Genomic DNA, 12,724 nt, shown 5'->3' with positions numbered 1-12,724 from the left:
TAGTATGGTATTATTTTGCCTGAAAACACAACCCCCGGCTGTGAGGAAGGGGCATCGGAAAAGGGGATGGTTTTCCCGCGCCTGGCAGGGGTGGCGCAACCTTGCTTCTCGCGGGCGACCCGGAGACTCACCGCCCGGCATAGTACTCCGGATCCGGCGGCGGCTCCCAGGACTGCCCGGTTGCGATCAGGCAGCTCACGCCATGTGGCAAGGTCGCGAACAGGGTGAAGGAGCCGTTCGGAGCGGCGAAGAGCTCGATCACACTGCCGTTTGCAGCAAGACCATAACCGATCCGGCGTTCGCCATAGAGTTCGTGCAGTTGCGCCGTCGCCGTGTTGCGATCGGCGCAAGGGACACCGGCAGGGGATTGCGCATGTGCCGTAGCGGACAACAGCGGCAAGGCCAGCAAAGTCGATAGAACAGGCTTGAGGAAGCGCATGATGGCTGCTCCTGCGACAGAGCGGGCCAAGAAGAGCGCCGAGAGGGACGGGCTTCTGTTCTGCCCTGTCTCATGAAGACATGGTGATGCCGGCGTCGCCACGCCAGAGGGGTATCTCGCAATGGCTGGTGATCCCGCCTGGCAGGGGCCGCTGGCCCTCGATTTCCACGGGAGGTGCCGCGGGCCTTGGCCAAGCGGCTCGCATCTGCGCTATACAGCGCGAACCAGACGGAGCCCGCCATGTCCTTTCTCAAATCCCTGTTCGGCCGCAAGGAGACCAAGCCGGCCGGCCCGGCCGCGCCGCTGAAGAGCGCCGAGTACAAGGGCTTCACCATTCATGCGACGCCGTTCGCAGAAGGCGGACAGCAGCAGCTTGCCGGCGTGATCGAGAAGGAGATCGATGGCGAGGTGAAGAGCCATCGCTTCATTCGGGCTGACCGCTTTCCGGGCGCCGAGGAGGCGGCAGACTTCGCCCTCGTCAAGGCCAGGCAGTTGATCGATGAGCAAGGCGAACGCCTGTTCAAATAAGGATTTGAGGAAATCTCTGACCATGTGTGAGAAATGTTTCTTTCGTGCACATGCACGGATCGATAAAAGTTTCAGATTTTTGGTAACGACTGCAATATCCCTAGGGTAACCAAAGAATTTGAGCTAATTTATACAGGAAACTTTTTGCCTTCATCGAGCTGTTTCGTCTGCCATTTGGCTGATCCGCTCTCGCAGAGAGGCCATTTAAAACTTTATTCGGTTTTTCAGGCTTTGATATCGTCACTTCGCCCGCCGATACCGAGATCGTCAGCATGCCTCCGAAACCTTCCGGCAATGCCAGGCCGGACAAATCCCAGGTTGCGGGGCGCGGCCGCGGCGGCGACAGCCGCTTCCGTGAGATCGTGGCACGCCTGCCGGTCGCGCTCTACACGACCGACCCGGACGGATACGTGACCTATTTCAACCAGGCCGCCGTCCAGCTCGTTGGACGTGAGCCGCAGCTCGGCCGCGATCGCTGGTGCATCAGCCACAAGCTGTTCCGGATCGATGGCTCGCCTTTGCCGCTCGAGGATTGCCCGATGGCGATAGCGCTGCGGGAGGAACGCGAGGTCCGTGGCGTCGAGGCGCTGGCGGAGCGTCCCGACGGCAGCAGGGTGCGTTTCATGCCGTTGCCGACGCCGCTCTACGACATGGCCGGAAAACTGACCGGCGCGATCAACCTGATGGTCGACGTCAAGTCGGGGGCGCAACCCGGCCCGAGCGTCGCGAGCAGCAGTCACTATCTCGCCAAGGATCTCGAGGCCGCGATCGAGCAGAGGCAGCTGCATCTGCACTACCAGCCGGTCTTCTCGGCGGCGGGAGTTCTGACCGGGTTCGAGGCCCTGGCGCGCTGGGTCCACCCCGAACGAGGCGTCGTCTCCCCGTCGGATTTCATTCCCGCGGCGGAAGAAAGCGGGCTGATCCTGCCGCTGGCGCGGGAGCTGCTGCTCCAGGCCTGCACCGAGGCGGCGAGCTGGGCGAAGCCGCTGCGCATCGCCGTCAACGTCTCGCCGCTGCAGTTCCGCCATGGCGACCTGCCGGGGCTGATCGACGAGGTGCTGGTCGAGACCGGCCTCGAGCCGGACCGGCTCGAGCTCGAGATCACCGAAGGCGTGATGATCACCGACTTCGACCGGACCATGCTGGTGCTGCACCGGATCAAGGCGCTCGGCGTGCGCATCGCGCTCGACGATTTCGGTACGGGCTATTCCTCGCTCTCCTATCTGCACATGTTCCCGCTCTCGACGCTGAAAATCGACCGCAGCTTCGTCGCCAATCTCGGCGTCGCCTCGGAGGCGGCGGCGATCACGCGCGCAGTGATCGCGCTCGGCCATGCGCTCGATATCGAGGTGGTGGCCGAAGGCGTCGAGACGCGCGAGCAGCTCGATTTCCTGATCGACGAGGGCTGCAACTACATGCAGGGCTACATGCTCGGGCGACCGCTCCCGGCCGAGCAATATGCCGACCTGACCGGGCGCAAGGGCTGAGCTAGCCTCGCCCGGCGCCCATCGAGAGCGCGGCCAGCAAGGCCTCGCCGCTCCAGCCCTGCCGTGCCTCGTCCGCCTCCGCGGCGTGGACGAGCGCAATCAGCCGCTCGTTCACCGGTGCGCCCTTGCCGAGCCGCTGCGCCAGCCTGACCACCTCGCCATTGATCCAGTCGACCTCGGTCTTGCGGCCGGCGGCGAGGTCGTCGGCCATGGAGGAGCGCGCCGACGGGTCGATCGCCAGCATCTTGCGGGCGAGCCGGGCGAAGAGCGCATCGGGCAGGCGCAGCAATGCCGGGATCCAGCTTGCGGGCAGCGGCGTCAGCCGGGCCGGCGCGATTCCGGCCTGCGCCAGGAGGCCGAGCGCCTCGGCCTGGGCGAGGGCGAGGCAGCGGCGATAATCGCGTTGCCCAAGCTCTTGCTGCAAGGGCAGGCCGGAAAGCGCGTTGACGGCGTTGTTGAGGTTGAAGAGCAGCTTGGCCCATTGCACCGGCGGCATGTCGCGATGCCGGCGCAAGGCGAAGCCGGCGCGCGTGAAATCGGCGAGGAAGGGCGCCAGCGCCGATGAGTCCTCGGCCTCGGGCTCGCCTTCGGACGCCTGATGGAAGGCACCGGGGCCGCGCCTCACGACATTGAACGGCACCATGCCGGCGAGCACGCTGCGGCCGGGCAGGGCGGCGCGCAGCACGTCGGCATTGCCGATCCCGTTCTGGAAGCTGATCACGACGGCCCTTGGCGGAACGACGCCGGCGAGCTCGGCAGCGGCCTGCGCGGTGGCGCCTGACTTGACCGTGACGAGAACGAGATCGGCTGCTGCGGCGGCCTCCGGCTCGGTCGAGAAGGCGATCGCTTCCGGTGCGACGCGCCAGTCGCGGCCGTCATAATGCGTCAGCGCCAGGCCGTGCGCCCGCAACTCCTCGCCGATGCGGGGGCGGCCGATGAAGCCGACCTCGGCGCCTCCGGCCGCGAGCCGCCCGCCGAGATGGCAGCCGATCGCGCCGGCGCCGTAGATGCAGATCCTTGCCATCGTGCCTCCGAGCAGGATGCCGAGCATGCCCGCCCTGCAAGGCGATGCAAATAGGCCGGGAGCATGCGGGACGACCCCACATCCGCGCCGCATCGGCCCAGCGCCTGTGTGCTTGTGGCGAACCGGCGCGCTGCCTAATGCTCGGGCAGAGAGAAGATCGTTCTCCGTCGGGCTCGCGAGGAAACATGGACGCCCAGGACGCGCGCTACGCGCCGGATTCGCCCTACGCCTGGTTTAGGCTGGCACTTGCCCTGCTGATCGGAACGGTGGCGTGTGTCGGCTCCTGGTCGGCGGTGGTGGTGGTGACGGCGGTGCAGCGGGAGTTCGGCGTCATGCGCGCCGATGCCTCGCTGCCCTACACCTTCGCGATGATCGGCTTCGGCATCGGCAACATCGTCATGGGCCGCCTGGTCGATCGCTTCGGCATCATGTGGCCGATCGTGCTCGGCGCCTGTTTGCTGGCCACGGGCTATGCACTGGCTTCCATATCCGGCACGCTCTGGCAGTTCACGCTGGCGCATGGCTTCCTGATCGGGCTCGGCGCCGCGACAGGGTTCTCGCCGCTGATCGCCGACCTGTCGCACTGGTTCAAGCGCTATCGCGGCCTCGCCGTCGTCTTCGGTGCGTCCGGCAGCTATCTAGCCGGGATGTTCTGGCCGCAACTGATCAACTGGGGCGTCGAGACACATGGCCTGCGCACGACGCATCTGTGGCTCGGTATCGCGGCGTTCGCGGTGATGATGCCGCTGGCGCCACTGTTCCGGCGCCGGCCGAGCGCGGCGACCCTCGCTGCGGCCGAGGCCAGCAGCGCCGGGGCGCGCGGCAGCCTGGGGCTGTCGCCGAACCAGCTGCAGCTGCTGCTGGTCGTTGCCGGCTTCTGCTGCTGCGTCGCGATGTCGATGCCGCAGGTCCACATCGTCGCCTATTGCAGCGACCTCGGCTATGGCGTCGCCCGCGGCGCCGAGATGCTGACGGTGATGATGGCGCTCGGCATCGTCAGCCGTGTCGGCTCGGGCTTCGTCGCCGACAGGATCGGCGGCACCGCGACGCTCGCCCTGTCCTCGCTGATGCAGGGCATGGCGCTGTTCCTCTATCTCTGGTTCGACGGGCTGAGCTCGCTCTTCATCGTCACCGGCATCTTCGGCCTGTTCCAGGGCGGCATCGTGCCGATGTATGCGGTGGCGATCCGCGACTACATGCCGCCGCGCGAGGCGGGTGCGCGCATCGGCGTCGTGATGTCGGCGACGATCTTCGGCATGGCCTTCGGCGGCTGGGTCTCGGGCCTGATCTTCGACGCGACCGCATCCTACCGGCTCGCCTTCCTCAACGGCCTCGCCTGGAACCTGATCAATCTCTCGATCGTCTGCTGGCTGATGCTGAAGGCCCGGCCGAAGCTGGCGGCGGCATGATCAGGCCGGGCTGGTGCCCGGCCGATAGGTGCCGAAGCACCAGACATGGCCTTCCGGATCCTTGCAGATGAAGTCGCGGCTGCCATAGGGCTGGTCGGTCGGCTCCATCGTGATCACCGCGCCGGCCTTGCGGGCCCGCTCGCAGAGCGCATCGATGTCGCTCGTCGCGACATAAGGCGAGGCGGTGGTGCCGCCGAGCTCGAAGGGCGTCTTGACCAGCTTGGCGAAGTCGGTGCCTTCGCTCGAGCCGAACATGACGATGCCCTCGCCGAGCCGCAGCTCGGCGTGCACGACCTTGCTGCCGTCCTCCGAGAGGAAGACGGCGTGCTTCTCGAAGCCGAAGGCCTCGACGAGCCAGTCGACCATCTTCACCGCATCGCGGTAGCGCAGGCCGAAATAGATGGCGGCAGGTTGCGGCATTGGCGGGGTCTCCGATTGCATGGTCGCGCCAGCAAAGCCGAGAGGGCGCGCGCCGTCTTGAACGAAACGGACTTCAGCCCGGTTCCAGTATGCCGTGCTCGCCGGCGTCGTTGCGGGCGAGGGCGGCGGGTGGCAGGCCGCTCAACGCGGTGAACTCGCGAGTCATATGGGCCTGGTCGGCATAGCCGGCAGACTGGGCGATCGCGGCCCAGCCGCCGGGCCGGTCGCGCGCCGCCAGTTCGCGGGCATGCTCGAAGCGCAGGATGCGGGCGATGGTCTTCGGCCCGAACCCGGTCTCGCTGGCGAAACGCCGGGTCAGGTGGCGCTCGCTCCAGCCGGTCATGGCGGTAAGGTCGCGCATGCGGCCGTTGCCGCGCCGTGCGGCCAGCCAGGCGAGGCCGGCGGCGACCTCCGGTGACAGGCCGCGCCCGCGCGCCAGCCTTTGGCCGATGCCGCGGTCGAGCAGGGCGAAGCACTCGGTCCAGGATCGGCATTCGCGCAAACCGGGGCCGAGACGGCGCAACGGGCCGAGATCGTCGAGGTCGACGATCCGGCCGGCCATGTCGCGCTGGTCGAGCTGGAAGAAGCGATAGGCTCCGGCCAGGGTGAAGTCGATCTGCACGCAGGCGGCCAGGCCGGGCGAAGAGACCAGGACAGGGCGGTCGATGAGGCCGGCTGCGAAGGCTTGCGGCGCGGTGCTTTCGCCATCCGCGACGGAAAGCGTGAAGGGCGCTGCGAAGTTGATGATCAGCGGGATGACCAGCACCGGCACCTCGCGGCGCAGGACCGGTTCGGCGCGGCGCTCGCGATAGCCGGTATAGCCGATGACGGCGTCCGCGAGATCGGGCCGCGGCGCGGCTCGTACCAGTTCCCAATCCGCCTGCATTGCCGGTCCCGCTTGGCTTGACGGATAGTGGCGCTTATCGGAACCCTGCTCAACGACAAAGGCGGAGCCATGCTTGCGACCGGACCGGCTGGGAATGGGCTGGAACAGTGCCGATCCCTCGGGCAGGTCCGGCGGCCAGGGAGATGGCAATGCTGCGCCTGACGCGCTTCGAGCGCCGCCACGAAAGGCTGATCCCGTTTCAGCGCTTCGCCCTGCGCATGGGGCGGGCGATGCTGCTCTGGCTGGCCCTCACCGTCGTCGGGCTGGCGATCGGCATGATCGGCTATGCCGCCAGCGAGGGCATGAGCGCGGTCGACGCCTTCGTCAATGCGGCGATGATCCTCTCCGGCATGGGGCCGGTGACCGAGCTCAAGACCGCCGGGGGCAAGCTCTTCGCCGGCTTCTATGCGATCTTCTCAGGACTGTTTGTGGTGATCGCCACTGGCTTCGTGCTGGCGCCGATCCTGCATCGTGTGCTCCACTCCTTCCATATCGAGGAAGGGAAGGACAACGATGACTGAGTCTGGCGTGGCCCCTGCCGAAGAACCCTGCGGCACCCTGACCGTGCGTACCATCGCCATGCCGGCCGATACCAACGCCAATGGCGACATCTTCGGCGGCTGGGTGATGTCGCGCATGGACCAAGCCGGCGGCATCGCCGGGGTCGACCGGGCGCAGGGGCGCGTGGTGACGGTCGCGGTCGAGGCGATGACCTTCATCCGGCCGGTCAAGGTCGGCGACGTGCTCAGCGTCTACACCTCGGTGAAGTCGGTCGGGCGGACCTCGATGAAGATCCAGGTCGAGGCCTGGGCCAGGCGCTTCCGCACCACGCTGCACGAGAAGGTCACCGACGCGAGCTTCACCTTCGTCGCGATCGACGATGACGGCAAGCCGCGGCCGGTGCCGCCGCTGCCGGCGGGCTGAGGCGGGGCGCAAACCCTAACGAGACGTGAACGGGTGCCGTGGCCGAGTGATTCAGAAGAATCCGGCAACTTAAGCGTTCTTTAAGCGGACCTCCGCAATTCTGCCGGTGATCGGTCCACCGGGGCCGCTCTGCCAGGGGCTGGGAGGTCCTGCATGATCGATCGCCGTCATCTGTCGGCGAATGAAGCTCGGCTCGCGCCGTCGCCGGAACATGGCGCCGTGCCGACGAGCCGCCGTCGCGCATCATCAAGATCATAACCGTTCCGCGGCTGACCGTCGTCGGCCGCCCGCCCCATCGTCCGCGATCCGCTCCGGCCAGCGCCGCGCTGCCGGAAATGCCTACAGGAGTACCGTGTCAATGCCGAAGACTGTGAAGCCAGCGCGCCAGAAGGGCTCGCGTATCGGGATCGCAGCGCGGATCTATGCCGCGCTCGGCGTCCTGACGGTGTTGACGATCGCGGCCTCGCTGGTCGCCTGGTTCTCCTATGGCAGGGTCGGCAGCACGGTTGCCGACATGGTCGAGCGCAAGATGCCGGTGGTCGAGCTGGCGCTCGAGCTCTCGCAGGCGGCCACGGCCTCGACGGCACTGGCGCCGCGCTTCATGGAAGTGCAGACCGTGCGCGAGCGGGCGGCGCTGACCGGCGAGTTCGACAAGGTCGAGGCCCGGCAGTTCGACCTGGTGCGCAAGATCGGCGAGCAGGGCAATGTCGACAACAAGAAAGCGCAGACTGCGCTCGACAGCCTCTCGCGCCAGATCAACGACATCAACGACCTGACCGGCGAGCGCCTGCGCGTCGCCTCGGAGGGGGCAGCCACGCTGGAGAAGCTCGGCAAGGCCTATGACGCCTTCGTCAAGGCTGCCAGCGGCGAGGCCGAGCAGGCCAGGTTCGCGGTGACCTTCGGTCTCGACGATCTCGGCGTGCTTTCGGGCGAGGCGCTGACCGGCGCGGTCAAGACGCTGATGGACCGCGACTTCGCCATCTTCGATCTGGCCCGCACGCTGCAGGCCAATGTCAACGAGATGGTCGGCGTGCTGCGCGAGATCGCGCAGATCAACGACAAGGAAAAGCTCGCCCTCGCCCGCGAACGCTTCAACGGCATCGCCTACCGGCTGCGCACGCTTCTGGCCGATGCCGAGAAGATCACGCCCAACAAGGCGCGTACCAGCACGGTCGAGGACCTGATCGCGATCGGCGAGGGCACCGAGGGCCTGGTCGACATCCGCAATCGCGACATCACCACACGCGAGGGAATCAATCGCGGCCTCAAGGAAGTCGACCAGGCCGCGGCGCAGCTGCGCCGCGAGGTCGACGGGCTGGTGCAGGGTGCGCGCGGCGAGGCGCAGGCCGCCGCCGGTTCGACCCAGACGCTGATCGAGACCAGCAAGCTCTGGCTCGGCATGATCGGCCTCGGCTCGCTCGTCGTGGCGCTGGCGCTGTCGCTCTTCTACGTCCGCCGCCAGATCGTCGGTCGCCTCAACAAGCTCTGGGCCGCGACCAGGGCGATCGCCGACGGTCAGCTCGAGACGGCCGTCGACATCAAGGGCAATGACGAGATCGCCGACATCTCGAAGAGCGTGCTGCTCTTCCGCGACAATGCGGTGGCGCTGCGTGCCGCCGAGCTCGCCAAGATCGAGGACGAGGAGCGCGCCCAGGAGCAGCGCCGGCAGATGATGGCGGAACTCGGCGAGGCCTTCGGCGTCGTCGTCGCCGCGGCCGCGCAGGGCGATTTCAGCCGGCGGGTCGATGCCAACTTCGCCGATGCCGAGCTCAACGCGCTCGCCGACTCGGTCAACGAGCTGCTGGAGACGGTCCAGACCGGCCTGTCCGAGACCTGCGAAGTCCTCGGCCATCTCTCAGACGGGCGCCTGGTCGCCCGCGTCGAGGGCCGCTACCAGGGCGCCTTCGCCGAACTGAAGAACGGCACGAACAGCCTCGCCGGCGAGTTCGAGAGCACGCTGGCGCGCCTCTCCGAAACCGTCTCGGCCGTGCGCAGCGCGACCAGCGAGATCCTCGACGGCGTCACCGACCTCGCCGAGCGCACCAGCGAGGAAAGCAACGCCGTCTCGGTCGCGACCAACCAGCTCGGCGCCTTCGCGACCAATGTCCAGAAGACCGCCAAGGACGCGGCCGATGCGGTCGGCATGGCGCAGAGCGCCGAGGAGCGCGCCCAGCAGGGCGAGCAGGTCGTCGCCTCGGCGCTGGAAGCGATGCAGCGCATCCGTACCTCCTCCAGCAAGATCTCGGAGGTGATCTCGATGATCGACGAGATCGCCTTCCAGACCAACCTGCTGGCTCTCAACGCCGCGGTCGAGGCGGCCCGCGCCGGCGACGCCGGCAAGGGCTTCGCCGTGGTGGCGAGCGAGGTGCGCAGCCTCGCCAAGCGCTCGGCCGACGCCTCGAACGACGTCAAGAAGCTGGTCGAGGCCGCCCATGGCGACGTCAAGGTCGGCGTCGGCCTGGTCGAGCAGAGCTCGGCCGTGTTCGGCTCGATCCTGACCTCGGTCAACGATCTCTCGGCGCTGATGAACGGCATCTCGCAGACCGCCCGCGGCCAGGCGACCGACGTTTCGACGATCAACAAGGAGATCGACGGCATCGGCACCATGGCGCACCAGAACGCCGCGCTGGTCGAGGAGACCAATGCCGCGCTCGCCCTGACCGACGAGCAGACCCGCTCGCTGAAGGAGCACATCTCGCGCTTCAGCTTCCGCGAAGGCGGGGCGCGCGAACATGGAGAGGACCAGGCGCGGGCCGCCTGATCCAAGTCACCAGAACGGTTCCACCAGCACGCCGCCGCTCTGATTGAGCGGCGGCTTTTTCATGCGCTGGCTGTCGCGCGTATCGACCGCCCACTCACGCGCGCATGACGTGAAGGTGATGGTCCGATCGATGGACTTCGCCGCTGGCCGATCATTAGATGAACCGGACGAGACGATGTGTCGGGCAAAGGCTTGCGACAGGCCCCGGCCCGAGCCGCCGAATGTCTTTCTCATCTCAGATGGAAATGGCGAGGATCAGATCATGACCGGTACGATCATCCAGACCAATCGCAGGCTCCTTCTCCTCGGCGCGGCGTCCGCCGGCGCCGCCGGGCTGTTGCCGCACTCTCTCGTGCCCGCAAGCGCGCAGACCGGCGCTCATGCTCCGACCGAGACGATGCGCGGCGGCGCCAACAACTACATTCCGAACGCGCCGATGGTGGAAAATCTCGGGACCGGCTTCGTCGCCTCGGGCATCGTGCGCAAGGCCGGCAGCGGCGAACCCTTGCGCAATCTGCGCATCCAGATCTGGGCTGCCACCGAGCGCGGCGGCGAGCGCGAGCCGAGCAATCGCGGCAGCGTTGTGACCGATGCCAATGGCCGCTATCGGCTGGAGATCTCGCCGATCGTGCCGCAGTTCGGCCAGCCGCATATCCATATCGCCTATGACGATCCCGGCTTTGCGACCCTGTTCCTGCGTCCCGTGCTGAACAGCCGCCATGACAAGAGCATGGTCACCGATTTCGTCCTTGCCCCCGCCGCCGCGAATGGCGCGCAGCAGGGCTGAAGGGCGCGGCCGGCTCGGCGCCTGGATCATCATCGCCGCCATCGCCGCAGTGCCCGTCATCGCCGCGGCTCTGAGCCCACTGCAGCGCGGCCGCGAATTCCTCTGGATCACTGGCGGCATGGCCGGGGTGGTGACTCTCAGCCTGCTCTTCGTCCAGCCGCTCTTCACCGCGACAGCGCCGGTGCTGACGGCGGCCCGCGAGGGCATACGCTGGCACCGTTGGGGCGGCGTGACCATCATCGCCATGGTCGCCGTGCATGTCGGGGCGCTCTACGCCTACAGCCCCGAGGACGTGATGGATGCGCTGCTGCTGGTCGCGCCGACGCCGTTCTCGCTCTACGGCGTGATCAGCCTCTGGTGCGTGATCCTGACCGGTGTGCTGGCGGCGGCCCGGCGCAGGCTCCGCCTCGGCCATCGGCGCTGGCGGATCGCGCACAGCGTGCTGGCGGTGGCGATCGTCAGTTCCGCCGCGGTCCATGCCGTGCTGATCGAGGGCGCGATGGAGGAGATCTCGAAACTCGCCATCTGCCTCGCGGCACTGGCGACCACGACCTTTGGGGCGGTCGAGATCAACGTGCTCGGTCCGTTGCGCCGCCGGCGGGCCTTGCAAGGCGCGTGAAACGCGACGGACTCCGGCGCTTGTCGGGCAGGCACTTCAAATCGGCGGGCCGACCTGCCCAGTGCCCTGCAAAGCCGTTGCACGCCGCGCCGCCCGGATGCTAGGCGTGCTGCGGGCCGGTAGCTCAATGGTTAGAGCTCGCTGCTCATAACAGCGCCGGTGCCGGTTCGAGTCCGGCCCGGCCCACCATCCCTTTTCGATCCGATAGCTCTAACCGGTCTTGAGCCTGACGAGGTCGATCGGACCGCGCTGACCGTCCGACAGCGACCGGGTGTCCGCCAGCAATTCCATATTGTCCGAACTGACGGCGACCCGGTCGCGGCCGTTCCGCTTCGCCGCATAAAGCGCATTGTCGGCGTCTTGCAGCAATGCGTCGAAATCGATGACGGTTTCCTCGGAGCAGGAAACGCCTGCGCTGACGGTGCAAGTGAACGAGCCGCCGTTTCCGGTGAAATGGCGCTTGGCTAGGCGCGTGCGCGCGCCATCGGCCAGTATCGCCGCCGTGACGAGCGAGGCCCCCGGCACCAGCAGCGCGAATTCCTCGCCGCCGAGCCGCGCCGCGAGGCCCTGCGATCGGCAGGACAGCGCCAGAATCTCTCCGAAGGCTCGCAGCACATCGTCGCCGGCCGGATGGCCATGGACATCGTTGATCGTCTTGAAGTGATCCATGTCGAAAATGACGAGCGCGGCAGGGCCTTCGATCTCGCCCGCGATACGGCCGAGCAGCGCGCGCCGATTGAGGAGGCCAGTGAGCGGGTCGGTTTCGGCGTCGCGCTTATGGCCGCGCGCCAACCGCACCTGGTTGAGCGCGAGAGAAAGGGCGCCGATGCCGGCGAGCGTGGTCAGGCAGATGCCGATATTGAGGTCTTCGGCCCAGTTCGACGGGGCCTGCGACAGGCGCCATTCGCCGGCCTGCAGCAGCACGACCGCGCAGGGAACGAAGGAGAGCCCCGTCACGACGTAAAGGGCCGTCAGCAGCGAGATCGTCAGCCGGGCTTCCGCGCGCCCGATCCAGTAGTCCCAGGCCGTGACGAGCAGGATGACCGTCGCCGCGATATTGAGCATGACGATGGCGACGCCATTGTAGCCGGCCAGCATGGGCCCTGCCATGACGGCCGACGACGCGACGGCCATGACGGCCATGTTGCGCCAGGGCAGAATGCCGGTGCGGAACTCCCGGCCGGCGCCGTAGACGAAGGCGAGGCCGGTCAGCAGGATGGTGTATCCAGCCGCGCCGAGCAGCGGGTCCATGGTCCGTGCGTACCAGGCATAGATCAGCACGCCCAGCGCCATGAACGAAACGCCGAGGGTCCAGGCGATCAGGAAGCGCTCGGTCCTGGAAACGAGCCAACTCACGAAGAAGGTGATTGCCAATCCGCAGCCGGAAAGAGCAAAAGCCGTCAGCAGCGAATGGTAGTCCAGGGTCACGGAAGACTCTGC

14 protein-coding genes and 1 tRNA gene are annotated in these 12,724 nt (G+C 67.2%); 9 read left to right on the top strand and 6 right to left on the bottom strand.

Features of this window, described 5'->3' with window-relative positions; genetic code table 11:
- Positions 1-127: 127 nt before the first annotated feature.
- Positions 128-439 (bottom strand): hypothetical protein, encoded by a 312-nt coding sequence (locus AC07O0_RS11365; protein WP_494623001.1) that lies wholly within the window; start codon positions 437-439, stop codon positions 128-130.
- A 240-nt stretch (positions 440-679) separates the two neighbouring features.
- Here AC07O0_RS11365 and AC07O0_RS11360 point away from each other — a divergent pair, with 240 nt between their 5' ends.
- A complete protein-coding gene (locus AC07O0_RS11360; RefSeq protein ID WP_454024562.1) occupies positions 680-967 on the top strand; it encodes an HlyU family transcriptional regulator in 288 nt (95 codons plus the stop codon).
- Between the two features lie 272 nt (positions 968-1,239).
- On the top strand, positions 1,240-2,454 hold the full coding sequence (locus AC07O0_RS11355) for a putative bifunctional diguanylate cyclase/phosphodiesterase (RefSeq protein ID WP_494622999.1): 1,215 nt from the start codon (positions 1,240-1,242) through the stop codon (positions 2,452-2,454).
- A 1-nt stretch (position 2,455) separates the two neighbouring features.
- On the opposite strand, the gene AC07O0_RS11350 is transcribed toward AC07O0_RS11355, so the two are convergent.
- Positions 2,456-3,478 carry a 2-dehydropantoate 2-reductase gene (locus AC07O0_RS11350; RefSeq protein WP_494622998.1) on the bottom strand — a complete coding sequence of 341 codons (1,023 nt, stop codon included), beginning with the start codon at positions 3,476-3,478 and terminating at the stop codon, positions 2,456-2,458.
- Positions 3,479-3,663: 185 nt separating this feature from the next.
- Between AC07O0_RS11350 and AC07O0_RS11345 the strand changes: the two genes are divergently transcribed.
- On the top strand, positions 3,664-4,887 hold the full coding sequence (locus tag AC07O0_RS11345; RefSeq protein WP_494622996.1) for an MFS transporter: 1,224 nt from the start codon (positions 3,664-3,666) through the stop codon (positions 4,885-4,887).
- Here the strand turns inward: AC07O0_RS11345 and AC07O0_RS11340 are convergent, their stop codons facing one another.
- Positions 4,888-5,307: a VOC family protein gene (locus tag AC07O0_RS11340; RefSeq protein ID WP_494622994.1), complete on the bottom strand. Its 420-nt coding sequence runs from the start codon at positions 5,305-5,307 to the stop codon at positions 4,888-4,890.
- Positions 5,308-5,380: 73 nt separating this feature from the next.
- Positions 5,381-6,193, bottom strand: a complete 813-nt coding sequence (locus AC07O0_RS11335; protein WP_494622992.1) for an AraC family transcriptional regulator — start codon at positions 6,191-6,193, stop codon at positions 5,381-5,383.
- A 149-nt stretch (positions 6,194-6,342) separates the two neighbouring features.
- On the opposite strand from AC07O0_RS11335, the gene AC07O0_RS11330 reads away from it, so the two are divergent.
- The 3 genes from AC07O0_RS11330 to AC07O0_RS11320 all read left to right on the top strand — a co-directional run bounded on the left by AC07O0_RS11330 (position 6,343) and on the right by AC07O0_RS11320 (position 9,878).
- Entirely contained in the window at positions 6,343-6,714 is a 372-nt protein-coding gene (locus AC07O0_RS11330) for a hypothetical protein (RefSeq protein WP_494622990.1), read from the top strand.
- On the top strand, positions 6,707-7,117 hold the full coding sequence (locus AC07O0_RS11325) for an acyl-CoA thioesterase (RefSeq protein WP_494622988.1): 411 nt from the start codon (positions 6,707-6,709) through the stop codon (positions 7,115-7,117). The genes AC07O0_RS11330 and AC07O0_RS11325 overlap by 8 nt, the downstream gene beginning before the upstream one ends.
- A gap of 358 nt (positions 7,118-7,475) precedes the next feature.
- Complete coding sequence (locus AC07O0_RS11320; RefSeq protein WP_494622986.1) at positions 7,476-9,878, top strand: methyl-accepting chemotaxis protein; 2,403 nt, start codon at positions 7,476-7,478, stop codon at positions 9,876-9,878.
- Positions 9,879-9,884: 6 nt separating this feature from the next.
- Here the strand turns inward: AC07O0_RS11320 and AC07O0_RS11315 are convergent, their stop codons facing one another.
- Positions 9,885-10,112, bottom strand: a complete 228-nt coding sequence (locus AC07O0_RS11315) for a hypothetical protein (RefSeq protein WP_494622984.1) — start codon at positions 10,110-10,112, stop codon at positions 9,885-9,887.
- Between the two features lie 28 nt (positions 10,113-10,140).
- Between AC07O0_RS11315 and AC07O0_RS11310 the strand changes: the two genes are divergently transcribed.
- The 3 genes from AC07O0_RS11310 (at position 10,141) to AC07O0_RS11300 (ending at position 11,473) form a co-directional block, all read left to right on the top strand.
- Positions 10,141-10,665 (top strand): peptidase associated/transthyretin-like domain-containing protein, encoded by a 525-nt coding sequence (locus AC07O0_RS11310; protein ID WP_494622982.1) that lies wholly within the window; start codon positions 10,141-10,143, stop codon positions 10,663-10,665.
- Complete coding sequence (locus AC07O0_RS11305; protein ID WP_494622980.1) at positions 10,646-11,284, top strand: ferric reductase-like transmembrane domain-containing protein; 639 nt, start codon at positions 10,646-10,648, stop codon at positions 11,282-11,284. Before AC07O0_RS11310 ends, AC07O0_RS11305 begins: the two co-directional genes overlap by 20 nt.
- A 113-nt stretch (positions 11,285-11,397) precedes the next feature.
- Positions 11,398-11,473, top strand: a tRNA-Ile gene (locus AC07O0_RS11300).
- Between the two features lie 21 nt (positions 11,474-11,494).
- Here AC07O0_RS11300 and AC07O0_RS11295 read toward each other — a convergent pair.
- Positions 11,495-12,712, bottom strand: coding sequence for a GGDEF domain-containing protein (locus tag AC07O0_RS11295; RefSeq protein WP_494622978.1), 1,218 nt, complete (start codon positions 12,710-12,712; stop codon positions 11,495-11,497).
- Positions 12,713-12,724 lie beyond the last annotated feature (12 nt).

This window comes from Allobosea sp. GW821-FHT10B12 (genome assembly GCF_059415545.1).
Note: the sequence above shows the minus strand (reverse complement) of the source record. Positions and strands in the feature narration are given on the sequence as shown.

What these genes read in the sequence shown, in the direction of transcription:
- AC07O0_RS11365 (WP_494623001.1), bottom strand. Translation starts at nt 439, where the DNA reads ATGCGCTTCCTCAAGCCTGTTCTATCGACTTTGCTGGCCTTGCCGCTG.
- AC07O0_RS11360 (WP_454024562.1), top strand. Translation starts at nt 680, where the DNA reads ATGTCCTTTCTCAAATCCCTGTTCGGCCGCAAGGAGACCAAGCCGGCC.
- AC07O0_RS11355 (WP_494622999.1), top strand. Translation starts at nt 1,240, where the DNA reads ATGCCTCCGAAACCTTCCGGCAATGCCAGGCCGGACAAATCCCAGGTT.
- AC07O0_RS11350 (WP_494622998.1), bottom strand. Translation starts at nt 3,478, where the DNA reads ATGGCAAGGATCTGCATCTACGGCGCCGGCGCGATCGGCTGCCATCTC.
- AC07O0_RS11345 (WP_494622996.1), top strand. Translation starts at nt 3,664, where the DNA reads ATGGACGCCCAGGACGCGCGCTACGCGCCGGATTCGCCCTACGCCTGG.
- AC07O0_RS11340 (WP_494622994.1), bottom strand. Translation starts at nt 5,307, where the DNA reads ATGCCGCAACCTGCCGCCATCTATTTCGGCCTGCGCTACCGCGATGCG.
- AC07O0_RS11335 (WP_494622992.1), bottom strand. Translation starts at nt 6,193, where the DNA reads ATGCAGGCGGATTGGGAACTGGTACGAGCCGCGCCGCGGCCCGATCTC.
- AC07O0_RS11330 (WP_494622990.1), top strand. Translation starts at nt 6,343, where the DNA reads ATGCTGCGCCTGACGCGCTTCGAGCGCCGCCACGAAAGGCTGATCCCG.
- AC07O0_RS11325 (WP_494622988.1), top strand. Translation starts at nt 6,707, where the DNA reads ATGACTGAGTCTGGCGTGGCCCCTGCCGAAGAACCCTGCGGCACCCTG.
- AC07O0_RS11320 (WP_494622986.1), top strand. Translation starts at nt 7,476, where the DNA reads ATGCCGAAGACTGTGAAGCCAGCGCGCCAGAAGGGCTCGCGTATCGGG.
- AC07O0_RS11315 (WP_494622984.1), bottom strand. Translation starts at nt 10,112, where the DNA reads ATGAGAAAGACATTCGGCGGCTCGGGCCGGGGCCTGTCGCAAGCCTTT.
- AC07O0_RS11310 (WP_494622982.1), top strand. Translation starts at nt 10,141, where the DNA reads ATGACCGGTACGATCATCCAGACCAATCGCAGGCTCCTTCTCCTCGGC.
- AC07O0_RS11305 (WP_494622980.1), top strand. Translation starts at nt 10,646, where the DNA reads ATGGCGCGCAGCAGGGCTGAAGGGCGCGGCCGGCTCGGCGCCTGGATC.